At 64.6% G+C, this 23,003-nt stretch carries 20 protein-coding genes and 1 tRNA gene; 11 read left to right on the forward strand and 10 right to left on the reverse strand.

Annotated features, from left to right (window positions below; genetic code table 11):
* Nucleotides 1-9 precede the first annotated feature (9 nt).
* The 5 genes from xdhC to LDZ27_RS10365 all read left to right on the forward strand — a co-directional run bounded on the left by xdhC (nt 10) and on the right by LDZ27_RS10365 (nt 5,423).
* Nucleotides 10-1,026, forward strand: a complete 1,017-nt coding sequence (xdhC, locus tag LDZ27_RS10345; RefSeq protein WP_244814004.1) for a xanthine dehydrogenase accessory protein XdhC — start codon at nt 10-12, stop codon at nt 1,024-1,026.
* Nucleotides 1,027-1,071: 45 nt separating this feature from the next.
* Nucleotides 1,072-2,094, forward strand: a complete 1,023-nt coding sequence (locus LDZ27_RS10350; protein WP_244814005.1) for an adenosine deaminase — start codon at nt 1,072-1,074, stop codon at nt 2,092-2,094.
* 26 nt (nt 2,095-2,120) lie between these two features.
* On the forward strand, nt 2,121-3,491 hold the full coding sequence (locus LDZ27_RS10355; RefSeq protein ID WP_244814006.1) for an NCS2 family permease: 1,371 nt from the start codon (nt 2,121-2,123) through the stop codon (nt 3,489-3,491).
* Nucleotides 3,492-3,511: 20 nt separating this feature from the next.
* Nucleotides 3,512-4,840, forward strand: coding sequence for a guanine deaminase (gene guaD / locus LDZ27_RS10360; protein ID WP_244814007.1), 1,329 nt, complete (start codon nt 3,512-3,514; stop codon nt 4,838-4,840).
* A 142-nt stretch (nt 4,841-4,982) separates the two neighbouring features.
* A complete protein-coding gene (locus tag LDZ27_RS10365; protein ID WP_244814008.1) occupies nt 4,983-5,423 on the forward strand; it encodes a hypothetical protein in 441 nt (146 codons plus the stop codon).
* On the opposite strand, the gene LDZ27_RS10370 is transcribed toward LDZ27_RS10365, so the two are convergent.
* The 8 genes from LDZ27_RS10370 to LDZ27_RS10405 form a co-directional block, all read right to left on the reverse strand.
* On the reverse strand, nt 5,420-6,484 hold the full coding sequence (locus tag LDZ27_RS10370; protein WP_244814009.1) for a 2-aminoethylphosphonate aminotransferase: 1,065 nt from the start codon (nt 6,482-6,484) through the stop codon (nt 5,420-5,422). The genes LDZ27_RS10365 and LDZ27_RS10370 overlap by 4 nt on opposite strands.
* Nucleotides 6,484-7,641 carry a phosphonopyruvate decarboxylase gene (aepY, locus tag LDZ27_RS10375; RefSeq protein ID WP_244814010.1) on the reverse strand — a complete coding sequence of 386 codons (1,158 nt, stop codon included), beginning with the start codon at nt 7,639-7,641 and terminating at the stop codon, nt 6,484-6,486. The genes LDZ27_RS10370 and aepY overlap by 1 nt, the downstream gene beginning before the upstream one ends.
* On the reverse strand, nt 7,634-9,322 hold the full coding sequence (aepX, locus tag LDZ27_RS10380) for a phosphoenolpyruvate mutase (protein WP_244814011.1): 1,689 nt from the start codon (nt 9,320-9,322) through the stop codon (nt 7,634-7,636). Before aepX ends, aepY begins: the two co-directional genes overlap by 8 nt.
* Complete coding sequence (locus LDZ27_RS10385) at nt 9,319-10,095, reverse strand: NTP transferase domain-containing protein (protein ID WP_244814012.1); 777 nt, start codon at nt 10,093-10,095, stop codon at nt 9,319-9,321. The genes aepX and LDZ27_RS10385 overlap by 4 nt, the downstream gene beginning before the upstream one ends.
* Before the next feature lie 25 nt (nt 10,096-10,120).
* Nucleotides 10,121-11,137 (reverse strand): flippase-like domain-containing protein, encoded by a 1,017-nt coding sequence (locus LDZ27_RS10390; protein WP_244814013.1) that lies wholly within the window; start codon nt 11,135-11,137, stop codon nt 10,121-10,123.
* On the reverse strand, nt 11,134-11,937 hold the full coding sequence (locus tag LDZ27_RS10395; RefSeq protein ID WP_244814014.1) for a 2OG-Fe(II) oxygenase: 804 nt from the start codon (nt 11,935-11,937) through the stop codon (nt 11,134-11,136). Before LDZ27_RS10395 ends, LDZ27_RS10390 begins: the two co-directional genes overlap by 4 nt.
* On the reverse strand, nt 11,934-12,668 hold the full coding sequence (locus LDZ27_RS10400) for a CDP-alcohol phosphatidyltransferase family protein (RefSeq protein ID WP_244814015.1): 735 nt from the start codon (nt 12,666-12,668) through the stop codon (nt 11,934-11,936). Before LDZ27_RS10400 ends, LDZ27_RS10395 begins: the two co-directional genes overlap by 4 nt.
* Nucleotides 12,669-12,785: 117 nt before the next feature.
* Entirely contained in the window at nt 12,786-13,508 is a 723-nt protein-coding gene (locus tag LDZ27_RS10405; protein ID WP_244816115.1) for a DUF4136 domain-containing protein, read from the reverse strand.
* A gap of 171 nt (nt 13,509-13,679) precedes the next feature.
* On the opposite strand from LDZ27_RS10405, the gene pepN reads away from it, so the two are divergent.
* The 5 genes from pepN to LDZ27_RS10430 all read left to right on the forward strand — a co-directional run bounded on the left by pepN (nt 13,680) and on the right by LDZ27_RS10430 (nt 19,333).
* Nucleotides 13,680-16,418, forward strand: a complete 2,739-nt coding sequence (pepN, locus tag LDZ27_RS10410; protein ID WP_244814016.1) for an aminopeptidase N — start codon at nt 13,680-13,682, stop codon at nt 16,416-16,418.
* Between the two features lie 152 nt (nt 16,419-16,570).
* Nucleotides 16,571-17,590 (forward strand): class 1 fructose-bisphosphatase, encoded by a 1,020-nt coding sequence (locus tag LDZ27_RS10415; RefSeq protein ID WP_244814017.1) that lies wholly within the window; start codon nt 16,571-16,573, stop codon nt 17,588-17,590.
* A gap of 53 nt (nt 17,591-17,643) precedes the next feature.
* A tRNA-Thr gene (locus LDZ27_RS10420) sits at nt 17,644-17,719 on the forward strand.
* A gap of 597 nt (nt 17,720-18,316) precedes the next feature.
* On the forward strand, nt 18,317-18,466 hold the full coding sequence (locus LDZ27_RS10425; RefSeq protein ID WP_244814018.1) for a hypothetical protein: 150 nt from the start codon (nt 18,317-18,319) through the stop codon (nt 18,464-18,466).
* Between the two features lie 249 nt (nt 18,467-18,715).
* Nucleotides 18,716-19,333, forward strand: coding sequence for a chorismate mutase (locus LDZ27_RS10430; protein WP_244814019.1), 618 nt, complete (start codon nt 18,716-18,718; stop codon nt 19,331-19,333).
* A 1-nt stretch (nt 19,334) separates the two neighbouring features.
* Here LDZ27_RS10430 and LDZ27_RS10435 read toward each other — a convergent pair whose 3' ends face one another.
* Together LDZ27_RS10435 and LDZ27_RS10440 are read right to left on the reverse strand one after the other, a co-directional pair.
* Nucleotides 19,335-20,483, reverse strand: a complete 1,149-nt coding sequence (locus LDZ27_RS10435) for an exonuclease domain-containing protein (protein ID WP_244816116.1) — start codon at nt 20,481-20,483, stop codon at nt 19,335-19,337.
* 576 nt (nt 20,484-21,059) lie between these two features.
* The gene (locus LDZ27_RS10440; RefSeq protein ID WP_244814020.1) at nt 21,060-21,356 is read right to left on the reverse strand and encodes a hypothetical protein; all 297 of its coding nucleotides are present in this window, start codon (nt 21,354-21,356) and stop codon (nt 21,060-21,062) included.
* 450 nt (nt 21,357-21,806) lie between these two features.
* Here LDZ27_RS10440 and LDZ27_RS10445 point away from each other — a divergent pair, with 450 nt between their 5' ends.
* Nucleotides 21,807-22,958, forward strand: a complete 1,152-nt coding sequence (locus LDZ27_RS10445; RefSeq protein ID WP_244814021.1) for a porin — start codon at nt 21,807-21,809, stop codon at nt 22,956-22,958.
* The last annotated feature ends 45 nt before the right edge of the window (nt 22,959-23,003 follow it).

The raw sequence follows: 23,003 nt of genomic DNA on the forward strand, positions 1-23,003 counted from the left end.
CCCCGACCGATGCAAGTTTGGCTGAACGACCTGCAACACCTGCTCGCGCACGGCGACGCCGCCGTGCTCGTGACGGTCGCGCGTGTCGAAGGCTCCGCGCCGCGCGAGCCGGGCACGAAGATGATCGTCACGCGCGAGGACGCCCGCTACACCATCGGCGGCGGCCATCTCGAATGGAAGGCGATCGAAACCGCCCGGCAAGTGCTGAAGGACGGCATGCACATGCAGCGCATGCGCAGGCTCGCGCGCTTCGCGCTCGGGCCGAGCCTCGGCCAGTGCTGCGGCGGCGCGGTCGTGCTGGCGTTCGAGCGGCTCGACGTATCGGATCTCAACTGGGTGACGTCGCTCGCGAAGCGCACCGCGCGCGGTCTTTCGACCGTGCGCAGCGTCTCGTTCGCGCCGATGCCCGACGCCGTCATGCTCTCCGATCCGGAACCGGGCGCGCAAGCGCCCGACTGCCTGCTTTGGGACGGCGCGGGCTTCGACGAAAGCGGCGCGCTGCTCACCGAAATCATCGCGCCGCGCGACTTCCACGTCGTGCTGTTCGGCGCGGGTCACGTCGGCGCGGCGCTCGTTCGCGTGCTCGCGACGCTGCCCTGCCAAGTGCGATGGGTCGACGAGCGCGACGCCGCGTTTCCGGCCGCGCAGTTCGTGCCGGACAACGTGACGATCGAGCCGAACGACGCGCCCGACGAAGCCGTCGACGACGCGCCGCCCAACACGTACTTCGTCGTGATGACGCACAACCATGCGGTCGATCTCGCGCTGGCCGAGCGCATTCTCGCGCGCGGCGACTTCGCGTTCTTCGGCATGATCGGCTCGCACACGAAGCGCCGGCAGTTCGAGCATCGGCTGGCGGCGCGCGGCATCGACCCCGCGCGCATGGAACGGATGGTGTGTCCGATCGGCATCGACGGCATCGTGGACAAGGCGCCGGAAGTGATCGCCGTCGCAGCGGCAGCCCAGTTGCTGCAGGCGGTGGAAGCCCACGCTCACGCGCGCGCGTCGTCGCAACAGACCGCTTGATTCAGCGAGCGGAAGCCCCAGGCATCAACATAAGAAACCAGCCCAATGAATCCCACACTCGCCGACAAGATCGCGCGCGCGCCGAAGGCGGAACTGCACATTCACATCGAAGGATCGCTCGAACCGGAACTGATTTTCGCGCTCGCCGAGCGCAACGGCGTGAAGCTCGCCTACGATTCCATCGACGCGTTGCGCGCCGCGTATGCGTTCGCCGATCTGCAGTCGTTTCTCGACATCTACTACGCGGGCGCGAGCGTCCTGCTGCACGAAGCCGATTTCTACGACATGACGATGGCCTACGTCGAGCGCGCGCTCGCCGACCACGTCACGCACGCGGAAATCTTCTTCGATCCGCAGACGCATAGCGAGCGCGGCGTCGCGATCGAAACGGTCGTCGCGGGCATCGAGCGCGCGCTCGCCGAGGGCGAAACGCGCGGCCTCACGTCGAAGCTCATTCTGTGTTTCCTGCGCCATCTTTCCGAGGAAGACGCGCTCGCGACGTATGAATCCGCGCTGCCGCTTTTCGACGCGTACCCGCATCGGCTGATCGGCGTCGGGCTGGATTCGTCGGAGCGCGGGCATCCGCCGTCGAAGTTCGAGCGCGTGTTCGCGAAGGCGCGCGAACGCGGCCTGAAGCTCGTCGCGCATGCGGGCGAGGAAGGGCCGCCCTCGTATGTGTACGAGGCGCTCGATCTCCTGAAGGTGGATCGCGTCGATCACGGCGTGCGCAGCATCGAGGACGCGGCGCTCGTCGCGCGTCTCGCGGATGCGCGCATCGCACTGACCGTCTGCCCGCTGTCGAACATCAAGCTCTGCGTGTTCGACGACATGACGAAGCACACGCTGAAGGACCTGCTGGATCAGGGCGTCGCCGTGATGATCAACTCCGACGATCCCGCGTACTTCGGCGGCTACGTCAACGCGAACTACTTTGCGATCGTCGATGCGCTGAAGCTGTCGGACCGCGAGGTCTACACGCTCCTGCGCAACAGCCTGGAAGCGTCGTTCGTGACCGACGACGAGCGCGCCGCGATGATCGCGCGCCTCGATGCGCACTGGAAGCAATAACCGCAACTGCACTACATAGAACGAAGATGGAAACCACTGCAACAACCCAACGCGACACCACCGCACTCGAACGATTCTTCGGCATTCGCGCCGCCGGCTCGCACACGAAGACCGAAATCGTCGCGGGCATCACGACGTTTCTCACGGCGATGTACATCATCGTCGTCAATCCGGGCATTCTTTCGCAGGCCGGCGTGCCGTTTCCCGCCGCGCTGACGGCAACGGTCATCGTCAGCTTTCTCGGCAGTTGCGCGATGGGCCTCTACGCGCGCAATCCGGTGCTCGTCGCGCCGGGCATGGGCATGAACGCGCTCTTCGCGTTCGTGATGGTTCACGGCGGCAAGATGCCGTGGCAAACGGCGCTCGGCTGCGTGTTCTGGGCCGGCGTCATCTTCGCGGTGCTCGCGGTGTTCAACGCGCGCAAGCTCGTCGTCGATGCGATTCCCGCCAACCTGCGGCACGCGGTGTCGTGCGGCATCGGGCTTTTCATCAGCCTGATCGGGCTCGTGAATGCGAAGTTCGTGGTCGGCGATCCGGTGACCATCGTGCATTCGGCGTCGCTCAATCCGGTCGTCATCACGTTCCTCATCGGGCTTGCGGTCACGACGATTCTCGTCGCGCGCAAAGTCACCGGCGCGCTGATGCTCGGCATCGTGTTCACGACGATCATCGCCATTCCGATCGGCCGCGTCTGGGGCGACGGCACCGCGTACTGGCCCGCCGCCATCGCCACGAAAACGCTCGTCAACTGGAACGGCCTCTTCTCCGCGCCTGACTTTTCCGGCATCTGGCAACTGGACCTGACCGGCGCGCTGAAAGTGGTCTACTGGCCGTTCATCTTCGTGATGCTGTTCACGTCGTTCTTCGACGCGCTCTCCACCTTCATGGCGATTTCCGAAGCCGGCAAGCTCTTCGACGCGAACGGCAATCCGCGCAACATCCGCCAGTCGATGATGGTCGATGCGTTCTCCGCGCTCGTCTCGGCGCCGCTCGGCACGAGTCCGGCGAACGCGTATATCGAATCGGCGGCGGGCATTTCGGCGGGCGGGCGCACGGGTCTCGTCGCGGTCGTCGCGGGCCTGTGCTTCCTGCCGTTCCTGTTCCTCTCGCCGCTGCTTTCGCTCGTGCCCGCCATCGCGACGGCGCCCGCGCTCGTGCTCGTCGGCGTGTTCATGATGGAAGCGATCACGCAGATCGAATGGCATCGCTTCGATGAAGCCATTCCCGCCTTCCTCGCGATGATCCTGATTCCGCTGACGTACTCGATCACGGATGGCGTCGCCTACGGCTTTCTCGCGTTCGTCGTGCTGAAGGCGGCGACCGGGCGCGCGAAGGAGATCAAGCCGGCGATGTGGATCATCGCGGCCTTTTCGCTGGTCCTGCTTTCGCAGCTTTAATAGAACGGAGACGTTGCACCATGACTCAGACCGCCTACCGCGCCCAGTTGCTCACCTTCCGCGAAGACCCCGCGCATGCCGCCGATGGCGCGCTCTACGAGGCCGACGGCCTGCTGATCGTCGAGGACGGCAAAGTGGTCGCGGCGGGCGCGTATGCGTCGTTGCGCGAGACGCTCGCCGCGGACGCGATCGTCCACACGATGCGCGACAAGCTCATCGTGCCGGGCTTCATCGATTCGCATATCCACTTTCCGCAGACGGACATGATCGCGTCGCCCGCGCCCGGTCTCTTGCCGTGGCTCGAGACGTACACGTTTCCGACCGAGCGCGGCTTCGAAAACCCGGCCATCGCGCGCGAGACGGCGAGCTTCTTCCTCGACGAACTGCTCGCGTGCGGCACGACGACCGCGCTCGTCTACTGCACGGTGCACAAGCAATCCGCCGACGCGTTCTTCGCGGAAAGCGACGCGCGCAATCTGCGCATGGTCGCGGGCAAGGTGCTGATGGACCGCAACTGCCCCGAGTTCCTGCGCGACACGGCGCAATCCGGCTACGACGACAGCGCCGAACTCATCGCTCGCTGGCACGGGCGCGGGCGTCAGCATTACGCGCTGACACCGCGTTTCGCGCCGACATCGACGGAAGCGCAACTGGAAGCGTGCGGCGCGCTGGCGCAAAAGCACCACGACGTGTTCATCCAGAGCCACGTCGCGGAGAACACCGACGAGATCAAGTGGGTCGAAAGCCTCTTTCCGGGGCGCCGCAGCTATCTCGATGTCTACGATCATTACGGCCTTCTGCGGCGTCGCGCGGTGTACGGTCACTGCATCTATCTCGACGATGCCGACCGTCGCCGCATGGCGGAAACGGGCGCGGTGGCGTCGCACTGCCCGACATCGAATCTCTTTCTCGGCAGCGGCCTCTTCGACTTCGAAAAAGCCGGCGCGTCGAACATGCCGGTCGCGCTCGCGACGGACGTCGGCGGCGGCACGTCCTTTTCGATGCTGCAGACGATGAACGAAGCGCACAAGGTCGCGCGCCTGACGGGGCATCACTTGAGCGCCGCGCGCATGTTCTGGCTGGCGACGACGGGCGCGGCGCAAGTGCTCGGACTCGACGACAGGATCGGCACGCTCGCGCCCGGCAGCGAAGCGGATTTCGTCGTGCTCGATCCGGCCGCGACGCCGCTGCTCGCGAGGCGCACGGCGCGGGCGGAATCGCTCGAGGAACTGTTGTTCGCGTTCGCGCTGCTCGGCGATGACCGCGCGGTGTTCGAGACGTATGCGGCTGGCCGGCGCGTGCATGAGCGGGAGCGGCGCAGGACGGCGAAGCTGGAACTGGCGGCCTGAACCGCGCACGAAATGCCCGTGAAACGCCCTTCCGACGAAGGGCGTTTTTGTTTGCCGCGCCGCTCGCGCGCGCTCATCCAAGCATGTTTTTTGCGTCTTCGCTAAGGTGCAGTCTTTCGTCCGTCATCGCGAAGATTCCCTCATGAAAGCCGCCGCGCTCATCGTTCGCCTTGCCTTGACAACCGGGCTTGCCGCCTTCGCCGCGCCCTCGCACGCGCGCGCGATCGAAGCGCAGCTCGACTGTCAGTCGAACGCGCACGACTTCATCGCGCCGCTTCAGCAGGACGGATTACTCGAGAGAAAGCCGATGCGCGTCGAGGCGAATTCGGTCAACGCGTTCAAGCCGGTCAAGGGCGCGACGCTCACGGCCTACGGCTTCAAGGTGTACGTGCTGGTCGCGTATGAGAAGAACGATCCGCTCTTTCGGCAGGGCAAAGGCGAGCCGATCGGCGATTCGGCCTACGGCGCGGTCGTCTGGGGCAGCGACGACGCCGTCGAAGAAAAGGTGCGCGAGGCGGGCAGCGACGCGGTCGTGCACCACGTCGCGCCCTTCATTACCGCGATCTTCTGCAAGCGCGACTAGGCCAGCAATTGCGCCACCGACGCGACGAGGCGATCCATGTCGCTTGCGTCGAGCGCGCCCATCGTCGAAATGCGGAACAGCGTCTTCGACAAGCCGCCCTGACCTGCATAGATCACGAAGCCCTTCTGTTTCAGCGCGTCGTGCAGCGTCTCGTAGCCGACGCCCGCGGGCAGCCGGTATGCGCGCAGCACGACCGACGATTCTTCCGCCGGCAACGCGCTCTCGATGCCGAGCGCGGCGAATCCCGCGCGAACCTGCTCCGCGAGCGCCGCATAGCGCCGATGCCGCGCGCGCCAGCCGCCTTCGTCCTCGAATTCGCGCAGCGCCTCGACCAGCGCGTAGTACGCGTGAACCGACGGCGTGAACGGCGTGTTGCGCTCGTCCTGCAGCTTCGCGAGCCGCGCGATGCCGAGGTAATACGTGCGGCTCGCGGCCTTCTGCAACGCGTCGCGCCGCGCGATCACGAAGGCCGCGCCCGGCACGCCGTGCAGACACTTGTTCGCCGTCGCCGCCGCCGCGACGATGCCGCCGCCATCGAAATCGAGCGCTTCCGCGCCGAAGCTGCTGACGGCATCGACGAGCAAGCCCACGCCGCGTTCCGCGCACGCGCGCGAGAGCGCATCGAGCGGATTCAGGCGGCCGGTCGTGGTTTCGTGATGAATCATCGCGACGTGCGTGAACGCCTTCCGGTCGATCAACGCGAGGATCGCATCGATGTCCGGCGCCTGCATCCAGTCGTATTTCGCGACTTCATGCTCGATGCCGTACTGCTTCGCGATCTGCGCGATGCGGTCGCCATACACGCCGTTTTCCACGACGAGCAGCCGCCCGCCTTCCGGCACGATGCCCGCGACCATGCTTTCGACGGCGGCGGTGCCCGAGCCCGTCATCAGCACCGCGGTCCACTTCGCGGAATCGAGTTCGTAGGCCGCGACGAGGCGCGCTCTCGCTTCGTCCTGAAGGTCGAAGAACTCGGGTTCGCGGTGGCAGAGATCAGGCCGCAGAAGGCTGTTGCGCACGCGTTCGGTGAGCGTGACGGGACCGGGATTGAGCAGCAGCATCAGCGTTCTCCGATGTGTCGTTGCAGGCGCGCGCGCACGTCTTCCGGCGTGATTTTCGGGCGCGGCAGGTCGGCGGGCGTGCCGGTCCTGATCGACAGACGCGCGAAACGCGCGCCTTCCACGCCGCGCGCTTCGAAGAGACGATCGATCACGCCGATGTCGTCGCCATCGAGCGCGAGCGCGTACCCGCACGCCGACGCCACGGACGCGAAATCGACGCCGCGCGAGACGGTCGCCTGTCCGCCGGTCGATTCGTGCGCGCCGTTGTCGAGCAGCAGATGAACGAGGTTCGACGGGCCATAAGCGCCGAGCGTCGAGAACACGCCCATGCGCATCAATGCGGCGCCGTCGCCATCGAGCGCGACGACGGTCAGATCAGGCCGCGAGAGCGCGAGGCCGAGCGCCATCGGCGTGACGCAGCCCATCGAGCCGACGAGATAAAGCTGATTCTCGCGATCGTCGATGGCGTAGAGTTCGCGTCCGCAGAAGCCCGTCGATGCGAGCACGACCGTCAAATCCTTCGGCGTCCGGGCGATCACGCGTTCGAGCGCATCGTGCCGCGTCACGCGCTCGCCCGCGAATCGCGCGACTCGCGCCGCTTCGTTCGACGAACGCACGCCCGAAAGCCCGGTCTTCTTCAGCGCGTAGGGCGCGACGCTGCCCTTTTGCATGACGAGCGCATACGGGCGGCCGGTGCTGTCCATGTAGTGCGTCGCGCGATCGAGCGCCCGACCGATGGCCGCGCTCTCCGTCGGAAACAGCTCCCACGGAACGTCCATCGTGTCGAGCATCTTCGGCGTGATCGGGCCCATCAGCGCGTGCTGCGGTTCATCGGCGACGCCCGGCTGACCGCGCCACGTCACGATCAGAAGCTGCGGCAGGCGAAACGTCCAGGTCAGCGACGTGAGCGGGCTCACCGCATTGCCGAGGCCGGAGTTCTGCATCATCGCGATGCCGCGGCGCTTGCCACTGCCTCCCAATGCGACGCCTGCAATGAGCGCGACGGCATCGCCTTCATTGGCCGCCGACACGTAATGCAGCGATTCGTCCTGCAGCACGTAGTTGATGAACGGCGTGAGAAACGAGCACGGCACGCCCGCATACCAGTCGAAACCGCGCGAGCGCGCCGCTTCGACGAATTCGGCGGCTTCAATCACGCGCGCTCTCCGTTCCGATCGGCGTTTGGCCGTGCGCGAAATCGCCCGCGCGGCGGAAGTCGTCGAGATCGTTCACGCCGCGCCAGTGTCCGTGCACGTATTGCACTTCGATCTTCTCGCCCGCCGCGACGAGCGCGTTGAGCAACGCGGCCATGTCGAGCGTGTCGAAGTCCGGCCGCTGCCCAAGCTGCGCGAGCGCGGCGAGAAGCCGCTCGCGCGCGGCGGCGCGCACGTTGATGAGACCCATCCAGCGGCCCTGCGGCGCGCGTCCTTCGGCGAGCGTTTGCCCCGCGCCGACGACGCTTGCGAGCCACACCTTCTGCCCGAAGAGCGCGCGGTCGTCGGCATTCGAGCAATAGGCGAAATCGGTGGCGGAAGCGCCCGCTTGCGGCGCCTGCGACGAATCGACCACGACGCAGAAATCGCTTTCGGATTCCACGAGATCGCGCAGGATGTAGCTGCGAAACAGCAAGTCGCCGTAGGAGAGAACCGTATCGCCGGCGATGTGTTTCGCCGCGCACGCGAGCGACGCGAGTTCGCCAGTGGATTCGTGCTTCTCGTTGACGACGAGGCGCACGCCGGACGTATCGATCGCGTCGGCGCGATAACCGCCGACCACGGTGATGTCGTTGATGCCTTCCTTCTTGAACGCCTCGACGAGATGGCGCAGGAGCGGCTTGCCCGCGACCGGCAGCATCACCTTCGGACGATCCGCCGTCAGCACCTCCAGCCCCGCGCCGCGGCTCGCCGCGAGCACGACCGCGCTGCGCTTCTCGTTCGCCGCCGTCAGATAGATGTTTTCGGCGGCCGAGTATTCGTCGGCGTCCTGCAGGCGGAAAATCTCGTTCACCGGCGCGATGCGGTCTTCCACGTTGACGAGCGTCTCGCTGTCGTGAATTTCCTTCGCGATCGCCTGCATCGCCGAAACCGAGCCGCGAATCAGGTGATTCGCCCAGATCACGCAACTGATGCCCGCCTGACGGAACACGTCGGTCGGCGTGCTGTAGTACTTCGTCGGCACGATGACGAGTGGCCCGCGCCCCGCCCATTCGCGCGCGAACGTGAGGATTTCGTCCGGCTTCGAGAGCTTGCTGTGGATCAGGATGGCGTCCGCGCCCGCCTGACGGTAGGCTTCCGCGCGCTTGAGCGCCTCTTCCATGCCCCAGCCGGCGATCAGCGCTTCCACGCGCGCGACGATCGAGAAATTGGGATCGCTCTGCGAATCCTTGCCCGCCTTGATCTTGCCGCAGAATTCGTCCATGTCGGCAAGCGGCTGCGCTTCGCCGTTGATAAAGCTGTTGGTCTTCGGAAACTGCTTGTCCTCGATGCACACGCCCGCGATGCCGCGCTGCTCCAGCTTTCTCACGAGCCGCCGCACGTTGTTGAAGTTGCCGTAGCCGGTGTCGCCGTCGAGCAGGATCGGAAGATCGCTCGCGTCGGCCATGAATTCGAGGTTGTCGACGACTTGCGTCCAGCTCGCCTCGTTGTTGTCGCGCACGCCGAATTGCGCGGAAATCGAGAGGCCCGAGCCCCAGATCGCCTTGAAGCCCGCTTCCTTCACGATGCGCGCGGAAATGCCGTTGTGCGCTTCCATCAGGAATTCGAGGCGGTTGCTTTGCAGCATTTCGCGCAGGCGCAGCGTGCGCGAGTAGCCGACGGGAAGTTGCGTGAGTGCGTTCATTGTTGCGATGCTCCTGCGAACTGACGCAGCGCATGCAATTGCGGCAGCACTTCGTCGGCCGCGCGCGTCACGTCGTTCTGAAAGTCGATTTCGATCCACGGTGCGCCGGTCACGTCGGCGATATCGAACACGTGGCCCTTTTCCAGCAACAGGTCGCGCACCGCTTCTTCGTGCGGCATCTTGGCGCGCCCCGTTTGCACGTAATCCGCGACGATATCGGCAAGACGCGCGGCCGTCTTTTCGTCGAAGCGAAAGAAGCCGACCGATTCGCCGATGGTGTCGAACTTCAGACCTGCCGCGACCTGCTTGCGCAATTCGACCGGCACGCCGTTCTCGACGCACAGTTTCACCGGCTCGTCGCCGGCTTCGAAGTCGCGGTCGATCAGAAGCCGGTTCACGGCGCCGCCCGCAACCAGCGGCTCGATGATGCGCTCGTCGTACAGCACGTCGGCGTCCATCAGGAGCACGTCGCCGCCGCGCGTCATCGCATCGCGCGCGGTATGCACGGACAGCACGCTGCCGAGCGTGAATTCGTCGTTCACGACGATCTCGCTCTTCGGCTTCCAGTCGATCGACGCGAGTTCCGCTTCGATCTGCTCGTGCTTGAAGCCGGTCACGAAGACGATTTCATCGACGCCGGCGGCCTTCAGGAAATGCAGATGACGCTCGAGCAGCGAAGCGTCGCCGAAGCGCAGCAGGCATTTGGGCTTTTGCTGGCCTTCGGGCTGAACGAGGCGCAAACCCATCCCGGCCGCAAGAATAATTGCGCGCATGGTTGTTTTTCCCTTCGAGGGTGTATCAGTCGATTTCCGGCACGCGCGCGAGACGACGGCGCTGCCAGCCTTTTTCAACGAAATGCAGATAGACGATGCCCGGCACGCCGAGCAGCAGTTCGCGGGCGCGCTTCGCGAGCGACAACGCGAGCGCCGCTTCCGGAGGCAAGCCGACGAGCCGCGCGAGCAGCAGATAGCCGCCCTCCTGCACGCCGAGCGATCCGGGAATCGCGAAAGCCGCGCCGCGAATCGCCTGGCCGAGACTTTCGAGCAACAGCGCTTCCGTCCATCCGACCGGATGCCCGAGCACATTCAGCGCGAGCCAGACTTCGCCCGTGCCGACGATCCATCCGACGAGACTCAGGCCGAAGCTCGCCGCCACTTTGCCGCGTTCGCGATACAGCGCGTGCACGGCGGTATCGACGGCTTCGGCGCGCGTGACGAGCGAGGACCAGTCGCGCTTTTTCGAGAAGCGCGCGGCGACGCCGGATGCAAAGCGCATCGCGCGGCCGAACAGACCGCGCCGCTGCGCGAGATAGAAGCCGAAGATCATTGCGCCGATCACGCCGACGACCGCGAGCACCGCGATCGCCACGACCGTCGACGAGCCGCCCGCCGCGTAGTCCGTGAGCAGCACGACGCCCGTGAGCGCGAAGAGCAGTTGCGCGACGGTCTGCATCGTCGTGCTGACGGTGATGACGGCGGCGGCGTCGCGCGCGCGCATGCCGCGCTGCGAAAGATGGCGGACCATCAGCATCGGCCCGCCGATTTGTCCGGCGGGCATGAGGCTATTTACCGATTCGCCCGCCCAGCGCGCGAGCAGCGCATCGCGCAGCGTGACATCGCGTTCGCGGCGCGCGAAGAGCACGCTGATGGCGGCGGCGTCGAGCAGAAGCGGCGCGAAGTGGAACGCCGCGACCGCGAGCAGGCCCCAGCCCGCGGCGGCGAGCGTCGATACGACCGAGCCGAAGCCTTGCCAGCCGAGCAGCGCGATGAAGAGCACCACGCCGACCGACAGCAGCAACGTACCGGCGCGGCTCATGCCTGTCCGTTCTTGCCGCCTTTGCGGCGAAAGACCTGCCTGAAGCCGAAGTAGGCGATCGAATCCTTCATGTTCGAGATAAAGCGCTGGAACGGCCGCATGTCGGGGTTCGTCACGTACTCGAACGTGAGCGACACGCGCATCTCGTTTTCGCCCAACGGCGTCACGCGGTGGCGCAGTTTGTCGCCGTCGAAAAACACCAGCGCGCCCGGCGGATACTGCACCGACCCCGGCTCGGCCGGCACGTTCGGCGTGCGCGTGTGCAGTTCGTAGTCGAGCCGGCAGGAGGAATCGTCGACGACGCCGAGCAGCATCGTGTAGCGGCGGCCGTTGTAATACGACGTGTCGTAATGCCAGCCGATGTGGTCGCCGGGACGCGTGTAGAAATAGAGCGCGTAGGCGTGCGGATCGTCTTCGGGCGAAAGCTGCAGCTTGTCGCCGCTGATCGCTTCGAGCCACTTGATGAGCGCTTCCGAGCGATACAGATCCGCGATGAACGGCGCGAGCTTGTCGAGCGTGTGGCGGCTCACGCTGCCGCCCGCTTTGTGCCCCGGCAGATAGTTGCGGTTGACGGCAGGCGTCACCGCGTGGACCGCCGCGATCAGGCGCTCGGTGAATTCGCGCGGAAGGAAGTCGTCGAGATAGAGAAAGGAGCCTTGCTTCTCGTAGTCGCCGTGGAGCTTGGGCGTTGGCAGCGTGGCGAAGCGTGCGCCGAGCGTCGCGTCGATTTCGCGCGGCGACGGACGCGTCGACGTGCTTGCCCGAGGAAGGTCGTTGACCGGAATTGCCGTATCGCTCATCTCACCGCCTGAAAATCGTTGCCGTCCTTGCCGCGCGCGGTCTGCGCCGTGTTCATCGTTTGGTTCATCATGCTTTTCGCCACTTCCTCGCGCACGCGCCGCAGAACGCGCCGGTAATCCAGCACCACGTAGAGCGCGAACAAGGGCGCGCCGATGGCCGCCGCGACGAGAAACGGCGTCATGCCGTTCAGCACGGTCACGAGCGGCAGCAGATACAGCACGTCTTCGGTTTCGAAGCCGCCCATCGAAGCCTGCTTGGTGCCGGACTTGCCGACCATCGACTCGATGCGCATGCGCAGGAAGAAAATCAGCGCGACGGCGACGCCCGCGATGCCGCCGAGCCACTGCGCAGCCGCCGCGAACGACGGATGATGCGCCGCCACGTAAAAACCGATGCCGGCGAAGAGCAGCACGGTCACGAGCGCATCCGACGCGAGGTCGTAGAAGTGCCCGATCTTGCTCGACTGACCGCTGATGCGCGCGAGCTCGCCGTCCGTGTGATCGACGAAATTGGACAGCGCGATCAGCAACGCGCCGACGGTGCAAAGCCAGAATTCGCCGAGCGACAGATAGTACGCACCCGCCAGGCCGATGGCGAGGCGAACGGTCGTCAGATGGTTCGGCGTAATCGGGGTGCCGACGAGCGGCGTGACGAGGCGGCGGGCAAGCCGCGCGTCCCATGTGGCGGGCTCGGGAACGGCTTGCGGATGGGGCGGACACGGTTTTGTCATGACCGCGAATATATCGCTAATTGCGGGGGGCTGCACATCGCGCGGCTGGCTCGCGGCGCGGCAAAACGACCCCGCGAGGCGCGCGGGCGAAGGCCCCGGCGCCATCGGCCGCGCGGTTCACTCGGCCGTCTTCGGCTGCGCCGCCGCGCCCGGATTCGTACCGAGCGATGCCGCCGTTTCGTTGCCGACGCCGCCCGTCTTGTCGAGGGGCAGCGTCACCGTGCGCACCGTGCCGTTGCCGAGCGGAAAGTCCGCGAGCGCGCTGCGCGCGAGATACGGCATCGCGCGATAAAGCGACGCGTCTTCCGTCGAATTCACGGCGCTCACCTTGTAGACCTCGCGGCCGGTCGCGCGCTCGGTCATGCGAATCTGCAGCGCGTGAACGTAGATCGGGTAGCTCTGATCGACGTAGCCCGCCGGCATCCACGGACCGTATGGGCCGATCCCGCCCCACGGCCCCCAGAACGGGCGGCCGTAGTAGCCGTACATCGGCCAGGGATCGTAATAGACCGGCTGGCGCACGGTCATGATGTCGCCGCGAACCGAATACGCGAGCGCGACTTCATAGCGCGCGCTCGCCGGCGGCGCCTGTCTGAACGCGTACTTCGCCAGTTCGCTCGCGACGAGGGTTTCGTAAGTCGTCTGCTCAATGCTGTTTTGCTGCTCGTCGCGGCGCGTGAAAGCGTAAGTGCGCGTGGCGTCGCTGCCGGACCAGTCGGAGAAGGCCGTCACCTGCGTCTGCACGTAAGTCGTGCAGCCAGCGAGCCACAGCGCGCCGAGCATGCAAACCGCTGCGCGGAGCGCGCGGCATCGAAAGATGGAAAGCGTCGGGAAGTTCATCGTCATCCTCACTGCGTTCGCCGCTCTTTTCAGTTATAGATAGCGCCGAGTACGCCAGGCTCACGATCCGCAAGCGTTTTGTACAATGGTTCGACCTGCCGCGCCCGCATTCGTTGCCTGAGCCCACGCAACGAATGCCACGCGCCGCCAATCCACTTCGAAGATCCCGCCATGTCCAACACGACCGCACCGACCGCATCCGCTGTTATCCGCCGCGAGGACTACACGCCGCCTGCCTTTCTGATCGATTCGGTCGCGCTCGAGTTCGACCTCGTGCCGTCGCGCACGGTTGTCAAGAACACGATGCGCCTGCGCCGCAATCCCGACGCAACCGGCGACGCCGCCCGCCTCGAACTGATAGGCGAGCAGCTCGAATTCGTGAGCGCGGCGATCGACGGCGTGGCGCACGCGGATGTCCGTGTCAGCGAAAACGGCTTGTCTATCGGCAATATTCCCGGCGATACATTCGAACTCGTCATCGAAAGCATCTGCAATCCGGAGCGCAACACCACGCTCTCGGGCCTTTATGTGTCGAGCGGCAACTTCTTCACGCAATGCGAGGCGGAAGGTTTCCGGCGCATCACGTATTTCCTCGACAGGCCGGACGTGATGGCCACCTACACCGTCACACTGCGCGCGGACAAGGCGGCGTATCCGGTGCTGCTCTCGAACGGCAATCTGATCGAGGAAGGCGAATTACCCGATGGCCGTCACTTCGCCAAATGGGAAGACCCGTTCAAGAAGCCGAGTTACCTTTTCGCGCTCGTCGCGGGCAAGCTCGTCGCGCTCGAGGAGCGCATCACGACCGGCTCGGGCAAGGAAAAGCTGCTGCAAGTCTGGGTCGAGGAACACGACATCGACAAGACGCGCCACGCGATGGATTCGCTCATCCATTCGATTCGCTGGGACGAAACGCGCTTCGGGCTGGAGCTGGATCTCGACCGTTTCATGATCGTCGCGGTCGGCGATTTCAACATGGGCGCGATGGAGAACAAGGGCCTCAACATCTTCAATACGAAGTACGTGCTGGCAAACCCCGAAACCGCGACCGACACGGACTTCTCGAACATCGAGGCGGTGGTCGGCCACGAGTATTTCCATAATTGGACGGGCAACCGCGTCACCTGCCGCGACTGGTTCCAGTTGAGCCTGAAGGAAGGCCTGACCGTGTTCCGCGACCAGGAATTCTCCGCCGACATGGCCGCCGGCGACGCCGAAGGCGCGGCGAGCGCGGCCGCGCGCGCGACCAAGCGCATCGAGGACGTGCGCGTGCTGCGCCAGATGCAGTTCGCCGAGGACGCCGGCCCGATGGCGCATCCCGTGCGCCCGGAAAGCTACGTCGAGATCAACAATTTCTACACGATGACCGTCTACGAGAAAGGCTCGGAAGTCGTGCGGATGTATCAGACGCTCTTCGGGCGCGACGGCTTCAGGCGCGGCATGGACCTCTACTTCCAGCGTCACGACGGCCAGGCCGTCACCTGCGACGACTTCCGTCAGGCGATGGCCGATGCGAACCATCGCGATCTCGCGCAGTACGAGCGCTGGTACAGCCAGGCAGGCACGCCGCGCGTGACGGTCCGCGCATCCTACGACGCCGCCGCGAAACGCTATACGCTCACGCTCGCGCAAGGCTACGGCGAGACATCGGAAGCCGCGCGCGTCACGCAGAAAGGCCCGCTGCTGATTCCGTTCGCGGTCGGTCTGATCGGCGCGAACGGCGCGGACCTGCCGCTGCGTCTCGAAGGCGAGAAGGAGCCGGGCGGCACGACGCGCGTGCTCGAATTCACCGAGCGCGAGCAGTCGTTCAGCTTCGTCGACGTGGAGGAAGCGCCGTTGCCGTCGCTTCTGCGCAATTTCTCGGCGCCGGTGATCGTCGAATTCGACTATACGAACGAGCAGCTCGCGTTTCTGCTCGCGCACGACAGCGACCCCTTCAATCGCTGGGAAGCCGGCCAGCGCCTTGCCACGCGCGAGCTGCTCGCGCTCGCCGGGCGCGCGGCGAAGGGCGCGGCGCTTTCCATCGACGACGAAGTGATCGCGGCATTCGCCCGCGTTCTCGACGACACGACGCTCACGCCCGCGTTCCGCGAACTCGCGCTGATGCTGCCGTCGGAAAGCTATCTCGCGGAGCAGATGGCCGTGTCCGATCCGGCCGCCGTCCACGCGGCGCGCGTGTTCATGAACCGCCGCCTCGCGTCGCAGTTGCGCGACAAGTGGCTCGCGCTCTACGAGGCGAACCGGACGCCGGGCGAATATCGTCCGACGCCGGAAGACGCGGGCAAGCGCGCGCTCAGGAACCTCGCCCTCGCCTATCTGAGCCAGCTCGACGATCCGGCCGATGCCGTGCGCCTCGCGCAGAAACAGTACGACGCCGCGAACAATATGACCGACCGCTCGGCGGCGCTTTCGGCGCTGCTGCTCGCGAGCGCCAATCCCAACGCCGACTCCGGCTCCGACGCGAACGCCGCCGATGCCGCGCTCGAGGACTTCTACCGCCGCTTCGAGAAGGAAGCGCTCGTCGTCGACAAGTGGTTCGCGCTCCAGGCGACGCAGCGCGGCGGCCCGAAGCGCAACGTCATCGAGATCGTGCGCAAGCTGATGCAGCATCCCGCGTTCACGCTCAAGAACCCGAACCGCGCGCGCTCGCTGATTTTCAGCTTCTGCAGCGGCAACCCGGCGCAGTTCCATGCCGTCGATGGTTCCGGCTACGCGTTCTGGGCCGAACAGGTCATCGCGCTCGACGCGCTGAATCCGCAAGTCGCCGCGCGGCTCGCACGCGGGCTGGAAATGTGGCGGCGCTTCACGCCGGCCTTGCGCGAGAAAATGCACGCGGCGCTCACCGAAGTCGCGTCGAAGGCGAAATCGCGGGACGTGCGCGAAGTCGTGGAGAAGGCGCTCGCGGCGTAACCCTTGTTTCGTCGAGCTTTTTTGCCGCCCGGCGGCCGCCGCGCGACGCTCGCGCGGCGGCCGTTCTTGCTTATGGCGGATGCCGTGACACGGGGGCGTCAGGTGCAACGGTTAGAATCGTGAATATTCGTCTAACGCTCACGGAGCCCAGCATGTCCTCCATTTCCAGCCGTACCACGCTCACGAAATATCTGATCGAGCAGCAGCGCGAACATCAGAACTTGCCGGCCGACTTGCGTCTTTTGATCGAAGTCGTCGCGCGTGCCTGCAAGCAGATCGGCTATCAGGTGAGCAAAGGTGCGCTCGGCGACGCGCTCGGCTCGGCCGGCAGCGAAAACGTGCAGGGCGAAGTGCAGAAGAAGCTCGACGTGCTGTCGAACGAGATCCTGCTCGAAGCCAACGAATGGGGCGGCAATCTGGCCGCGATGGCATCGGAGGAAATGGAAAAGATTTTTCCGATCCCCAACCGCTATCCGAAGGGCAACTATCTGCTGACGTTCGATCCGCTCGACGGCTCGTCGAACATCGACGTGAACGTGTCGATCGGCACCATCTTCTCCGTGCTGCGCTGCCCGGACGGTGCGGAGCCGACCGAAGAGGCGTTCATGCAGCCGGGTTCGGAGCAAGTCGCGGCCGGCTATGCGGTCTATGGCCCGCAGACCGTGCTCGTGCTGACGACCGGCAACGGCGTGAACTGCTTCACGCTCGACCGCGAACTCGGCTCCTGGGTGCTCACTCAGCGCGACATGCAGATTCCCACCGAGACGCGCGAATACGCGATCAACGCGTCGAATAGCCGGCACTGGTACGAGCCGGTGCAGCGCTATATCGGCGAACTCAATGACGGTAAGGACGGCCCGCGCAAGGACGACTTCAACATGCGCTGGATCGCGTCGATGGTCGCGGACGTGCACCGCATCCTGAACCGCGGCGGCATCTTCATGTACCCCGCCGACAAGCGCGACCCGTCGAAGCCCGGCAAGCTGCGCCTGATGTACGAAGCAAATCCGATGGCGTTCATCGTCGAGCAGGCGGGCGGCGCGGCGACCAACGGCGAACAGCGCATTCTCGATATCGTGCCGACGAGCCTGCATCAGCGCGTGGCCGTGTTCCTGGGATCGAAGAACGAGGTCGATCGCGTGACCCGCTACCATCTCGAAAAGAAAATTTGATTCAGCCTATTGCCAAATCGGGAATGCGGTCGCTATAATCTTGTTTCTCTGATGCCGGAATAGCTCAGACGGTAGAGCAGCGCATTCGTAATGCGAAGGTCGGGGGTTCGATTCCTCTTTCCGGCACCACATGATTCAGCACCAAACAAAAACCCGCGTTCATGCAAATGACGCGGGTTTTTGCTTTCCTGTCGTTCAAGCTGCACGTCCTGTCTTTTCGCAACGCACCGAACGTTCGCTCGCCGCACAACGTTCGCTCGCGTTTCTGCGAAACAAGTTCGATCAACTTCCCTTCTCTTCGTGAATTGCCCTGTTGTGTGCGGTTTCGTACCCGACAAACGCTTTTTTGCTTCGCAGCAGGAAGCGTCAACGAAGGTTTCCCGGTATCGTTATACCTATAGAGGAAAGGTTGATTCTGCGATGCGCGCAGCCTCGCAGCCAGGCGCCACGCGGCTTCTGGGCCGTCAGCGAACTGGCTGCGGCGCGCAGTTTTTGCTAAAACTAAGGTAAAGGCGCAGAACTTCGAACCGCAATTTACCGACGTCAGTACGAACGATCATGCACGCTGCGTATCCGCGCGCATTTTGGCTCAAGCAGACGCACAGCCGATCCGATAACGCATAAAGCACAGGAATGAACGTTACGGTCGATGCAGTGCAACGGCGCAAACCACGCAGCGCGCATTGGCCAGCATGACAAATGTCGATGTCACCCGAGGAGAAAATCATGGACGCTAAACCGACGAAGATCCCGACGCCCGACAAAGTGCATTGTCCGGACCCGGAACCGGTGGCGGTCGAGTTCCTCGCAACCGAGCTGCCCGAGCATGTGCGCGCGTTCTTCGACGAACAGCGCAGGTCCGGTTCGATGAGCTGATCGCGCACGCGCTGACTCCGCTGACTCACTCCGCCGCCGTCGTGACAACGACGCCCGCTGCGCGCCGCGCGCACGGACTCCACAGTCCGCATCTGGCACACGCCACGATGCAGCGCGCGCGCTCGTCCTGAACCTGGAACGCAGCCGGGTCATCGCCCGGCTCGCCTCCGCTCTTCTTCTGCGCTTCGTTCCCTTCGATCGCCGGCAAGCGTGCGCTATGCTGCCGCTTTGCCTCGGAACGCCTCGACGATGCATCCTTCATCGACCATTCAGCAACGATCGGGCCGCGCGTTGCGCGCATTGGCCGCCGCATCAGCGCTGCTCATCGCACTGACAACGCCCGCCCACGCCGACGGCGACGACACCGCCTTCACCAATCTGATCGCGCTGGTCTCGCAACGGCTTGCGCTCGCCGAGCCCGTCGCGCGCTGGAAATGGGCTCGCCATGAGCCGATCACCGACGCGCCCCGCGAAAACGCGCTGCTCGGACAGGTTCGCGAGCGGGCGCGCGCGACGCAGGTCGATCCCGAGTTCGCGCAACAGTTCTTCCAAGGTCAGATCGACGCGAGCAAGGACGTGCAGAACGCACTTTTCGCGAACTGGCGCGCGCTCAGGGCCGCGCCGGAAGGCACGCCGCCGGACCTCGCGAACGACACGCGCCCGAAACTCGACCGACTTACGCGCTCGCTCCTGAGCGCGCTCGCGCAAGTGGAACCGATCCGGCATGCCGACGATTGCCCGCTGCGCCTCGCGGACAGTCTCGCGCGATGGAAACACGTCACCCGCTACGACTCGTCGATGAACGCGCCGCTCACGCGTGCGCTGTCGCATGTGTGCGCGAGCGGCGGCGTCGGCGCTATCGGCTGATTCAGAAGGCCGCGTGCGCCGGCGCGTCGAGCGTCAGGGGCGTGAACGCGAGCCCGCGCGCGAGACGCTCGGCCAGAATACGGTACGTGGCGAGATCGAACGACGCCGGATTCGCGCTCGCCGGGAGCGCGAGCGCATCGGACAACGCGGCGACGGTGCCGAGATACTGCCACCTGTCGATGACGTGAAACGCGCGCTCGCCGGTTGCGGCGTCGCGTTCCTCGATCGCGATGGCGCCCGCATGCAGCCACGGAGCGCCGCGCGCATCGCCGGGGCGCGACTTCGGCGCGCGGTTGAGCGCGGGCCGCACTGCCGCGGTCAGTTGCGCTTCGGCAAGCAGCGCGCCGATCTCGCCGCCCGTCGCCCTCCATTCGACGCGCCTCACGAGCGCGGCGAGGCGCAAATCCTTCGCGGAACGCCGCGGCCCGGTCAGATGCGAGCGAACGCGCTGACGCAATCGCACGCTGCGGCCGACGTAGAGCGGTGCGTCGTCGTCGCCGTAAAACACGTAGACGCCGCAGCCGGCCGGAATACGCTCGATCGTCTCCTCGTCGATATGAGCCGCAAGCTGAAACCGGCGCATCACCCGCTCCACGTGCGCGCGGACTAGTTCCGGCGCGTGCGCGCGATGCAGGTGCTGCCAGAATTGCCACAGTAGATCGGCGTCCGCGAGCGCGCGATGCCGCGCGGACGGCACGAGCGCGTGCCGTTCCACGAGCGCATCGAGGCCGTGGCGCGTCTCGGCCGGATAGACCGCGCGCGAGAGCTGGACCGTGCAGAGCACGTCGGGTACGAAGCGCATGCCGATGCGCTTGAATTCGCCCTTCAGGAAACCGTGGTCGAAGTGCGCGTTATGCGCGACGAAGAGCCGCCCGTTCATCCGGTCGAGCAGATCGGCCGCGAGTTCCTCGAAAGTGGGCGCGTTGCGCACCATGGCGTCGTCGATGCCGGTCAGTTGCTGGACGAACGCGGGAATCGGCTTCTGCGGATTGACGAGCGACGTCCACTGCGAGACGCCCTGCGGCCCCGCCTCGACGATCCCGATTTCGGTGATGCGATCGACGCCGAACGTGCCTCCGGTAGTTTCGAGATCGACGAAAACGAGCGGCGCGGGAGGCAGTGCGAGTTGAGCAGGAAGGTCGGCGTGCATCTTCAAAAGGCGGGGATTGCGGCGGATTCGATTGTCGTCCGACGGCGATTCGGGATTGCCCATTCTAACGCAGGCGGGTTTTGCCGGTGAGCGCGACGTGCGATTGTTCGCCGTGAATGTTTGCGCTCGCGGTATCGGTGGTTTCACGGATTCTCAATCGATTTATGCGGATTTAAGTCGTGCGGGATGCGCCTGTTTCGCATCGATATAAATGCGGTGTGCACGCAATCTGGGAAAACCCCGACCTTTATTTGCTCTTTACGGGGATTTTTGTCGTGCTAAGGCCGCGACGCAGAGCCGAGGCTTGAGACCGAGGGCCCGCGCGGCTGACCAGCGACGCGCCCGCGCGCGCTGGCCCGTGGCGCGCCGCCTGCAGGCGGGGGAGCGGGAAACGCTGTTCCCGAATCCGCGTTAGCAATGTTATTGATTTTGACGGCGGCTTTCGAAAGCGCGAACTGGATCTTATATATCTCAAAGTACATCGCTATTATCGCCGATAATTCCGGAATGCGTTCAAACGACGCGTATCAACTTGACTTGACCAATTGCACCGAAATAATCGGCGCACATAAGAACTTAATAGCCGGACACAGAGAGTCCCTCCACGAATATTTCATGCGCATTGAACGATTGCCCGCGCGAACCTTTAAAGATGTCGTCGCGGACTAATAAGGACTTAATCTCACCGTTCACAATCAGCAAAATCCATTCTTTATGGCGGAAATCGTCGAACGAGTCGCATCTCGCGTCCGGGCACGCCGGCCCGCCATCAGCGCGCGCCCCGCCAGCAGCGGCTCTCGCCCCGTGCTCAAGGCGAAAAAAAAGCGCGACCGGGAAGTCGCGCTGACAAAGTTTGGAGATCTTTTCCGTCAACGAAAAAGTCTGCTTCGGAAAGCAGAAATGGCAGTATAGCCACTCGCGTCCGCAATAATTACCATTAGAACGCGCAAACTTCTTTTTCACAAATCTCAACAATCGACGCTTTGGGCATTCGCCGATTCCATACGCGCTTCTATCGTGTCGCACGAGCGCAACGCAGTTCTGTTGACACTGCGCTGCTTACGTCTTTATTCGCCCATAAACCTTTGTATATAAAGAAAAAACAGCGCGCATTCAATCATTGCTGATCGGAGAATGATTTATTGCGTAAAGTGGAACGTCCCATCTGTAACGCCGTCTTTACACTTCGTCTGGTCCGGAAACAAATGTGTCGCGGTGTCACGGACACATTGCTCCTCGAACGCGCCCTCTCGCAGCGCGTCGCAGCGGGGTTTCCTCAAAGCCTGGGTTCCTTAGGCCCAATCTGCTCTCGGAGTTACAAAGATGAAAAAGACTCTCATGGTCGCCGCCCTCACGGGCGTTTTCGCTACCGCCGCCCATGCGCAAAGCAGCGTCACGCTGTACGGCCTGATCGATGCGGGCATCACCTACACGAACAACCAGGGTGGCCACAGCAACTGGAAAGAGACGAGCGGCTCGGTGAACGGCAGCCGTTGGGGCTTGCGCGGCGCTGAGGACCTCGGCGGCGGCCTGAAGGCAATCTTCACGTTGGAAAACGGCTTCAGCATCGCGAACGGCACGCTGGGTCAAGGTGGTCGCGAGTTCGGCCGTCAGGCTTTCGTCGGTCTGTCGAGCAACCAGTTCGGCGCAGTGACCCTCGGCCGTCAATATGACTCCGTGGTCGACTTCCTCGGGCCTCTGGCTCTGACGGGCACGCAATACGGCGGCACGCAGTTCGCTCACCCGTTCGACAACGACAACCTCGACAACACGTTCCGCGTCAACAACTCGGTCAAGTACACGAGCGCGAACTACGCCGGCTTCAAGCTCGGCGCGCAGTACGGCTTCTCGAACGCAGCGGGCGGCTTCTCGAACAACCGCGAATACAGCGTCGGCGCATCGTATAACTACGGTCCGTTGAACATCGCGGGCGCTTACCTGCAACTGAACAACACGCAGACGACGCCGGCAGGCGCGGCGCTGAACACGAACGGCGCAGTCGCCGGCGACGCTCCGTTCGCGGCCGGCCGTCAGCGCATCTTCGGCGGCGGCATCAGCTACGCATTCGGCCCGGCGACGGTTGGCTTCGTGTTCACGCAGACGATGCTCGACGACGCGACGTTCATCACGCCGGCTGGCACGCAGAGCGGCGCGGCAGCTCCCCTCAGCAACGGCCACGTTCGCTTCACGAACTACGAAGTCAACGGCCGTTACAACCTGACGCCGGCTCTGTCGCTCGCAGCGAACTACACGTACACGAACAGCCGTATCGACGGCGTGGCGCCGAAGTGGCACCAGGTCGACCTGCAAACGGCATACGCGCTGTCGAAGCGTACCGACGTGTACCTGCAGGGCGAGTACCAGCACGTGACCGGCACGGACGGCACGAATCTGGGCGCGACGATCAACGGCGTGGGCGTTTCGTCGACGTCGAATCAGGTCTCGGCAACGGTTGGCGTTCGTCACCGCTTCTAAGCCGCAACCGCGATTCAGTTGTGCAAAAGCCGCTCTTCGGAGCGG

The sequence above is a fragment of the Caballeronia sp. Lep1P3 genome (assembly GCF_022879595.1).
Classification (GTDB): domain Bacteria; phylum Pseudomonadota; class Gammaproteobacteria; order Burkholderiales; family Burkholderiaceae; genus Caballeronia.

Bases quoted from the DNA above. Each gene is read 5' to 3' on its own strand.
- xdhC (WP_244814004.1), top strand. From the start codon at position 10: ATGCAAGTTTGGCTGAACGACCTGCAACACCTGCTCGCGCACGGCGAC.
- LDZ27_RS10350 (WP_244814005.1), top strand. From the start codon at position 1,072: ATGAATCCCACACTCGCCGACAAGATCGCGCGCGCGCCGAAGGCGGAA.
- LDZ27_RS10355 (WP_244814006.1), top strand. From the start codon at position 2,121: ATGGAAACCACTGCAACAACCCAACGCGACACCACCGCACTCGAACGA.
- guaD (WP_244814007.1), top strand. From the start codon at position 3,512: ATGACTCAGACCGCCTACCGCGCCCAGTTGCTCACCTTCCGCGAAGAC.
- LDZ27_RS10365 (WP_244814008.1), top strand. From the start codon at position 4,983: ATGAAAGCCGCCGCGCTCATCGTTCGCCTTGCCTTGACAACCGGGCTT.
- LDZ27_RS10370 (WP_244814009.1), bottom strand. From the start codon at position 6,484: ATGCTGCTGCTCAATCCCGGTCCCGTCACGCTCACCGAACGCGTGCGC.
- aepX (WP_244814011.1), bottom strand. From the start codon at position 9,322: ATGAACGCACTCACGCAACTTCCCGTCGGCTACTCGCGCACGCTGCGC.
- LDZ27_RS10385 (WP_244814012.1), bottom strand. From the start codon at position 10,095: ATGCGCGCAATTATTCTTGCGGCCGGGATGGGTTTGCGCCTCGTTCAG.
- LDZ27_RS10390 (WP_244814013.1), bottom strand. From the start codon at position 11,137: ATGAGCCGCGCCGGTACGTTGCTGCTGTCGGTCGGCGTGGTGCTCTTC.
- LDZ27_RS10395 (WP_244814014.1), bottom strand. From the start codon at position 11,937: ATGAGCGATACGGCAATTCCGGTCAACGACCTTCCTCGGGCAAGCACG.
- LDZ27_RS10400 (WP_244814015.1), bottom strand. From the start codon at position 12,668: ATGACAAAACCGTGTCCGCCCCATCCGCAAGCCGTTCCCGAGCCCGCC.
- LDZ27_RS10405 (WP_244816115.1), bottom strand. From the start codon at position 13,508: ATGAACTTCCCGACGCTTTCCATCTTTCGATGCCGCGCGCTCCGCGCA.
- pepN (WP_244814016.1), top strand. From the start codon at position 13,680: ATGTCCAACACGACCGCACCGACCGCATCCGCTGTTATCCGCCGCGAG.
- LDZ27_RS10415 (WP_244814017.1), top strand. From the start codon at position 16,571: ATGTCCTCCATTTCCAGCCGTACCACGCTCACGAAATATCTGATCGAG.
- LDZ27_RS10425 (WP_244814018.1), top strand. From the start codon at position 18,317: ATGGACGCTAAACCGACGAAGATCCCGACGCCCGACAAAGTGCATTGT.
- LDZ27_RS10430 (WP_244814019.1), top strand. From the start codon at position 18,716: ATGCATCCTTCATCGACCATTCAGCAACGATCGGGCCGCGCGTTGCGC.
- LDZ27_RS10435 (WP_244816116.1), bottom strand. From the start codon at position 20,483: ATGCACGCCGACCTTCCTGCTCAACTCGCACTGCCTCCCGCGCCGCTC.
- LDZ27_RS10445 (WP_244814021.1), top strand. From the start codon at position 21,807: ATGAAAAAGACTCTCATGGTCGCCGCCCTCACGGGCGTTTTCGCTACC.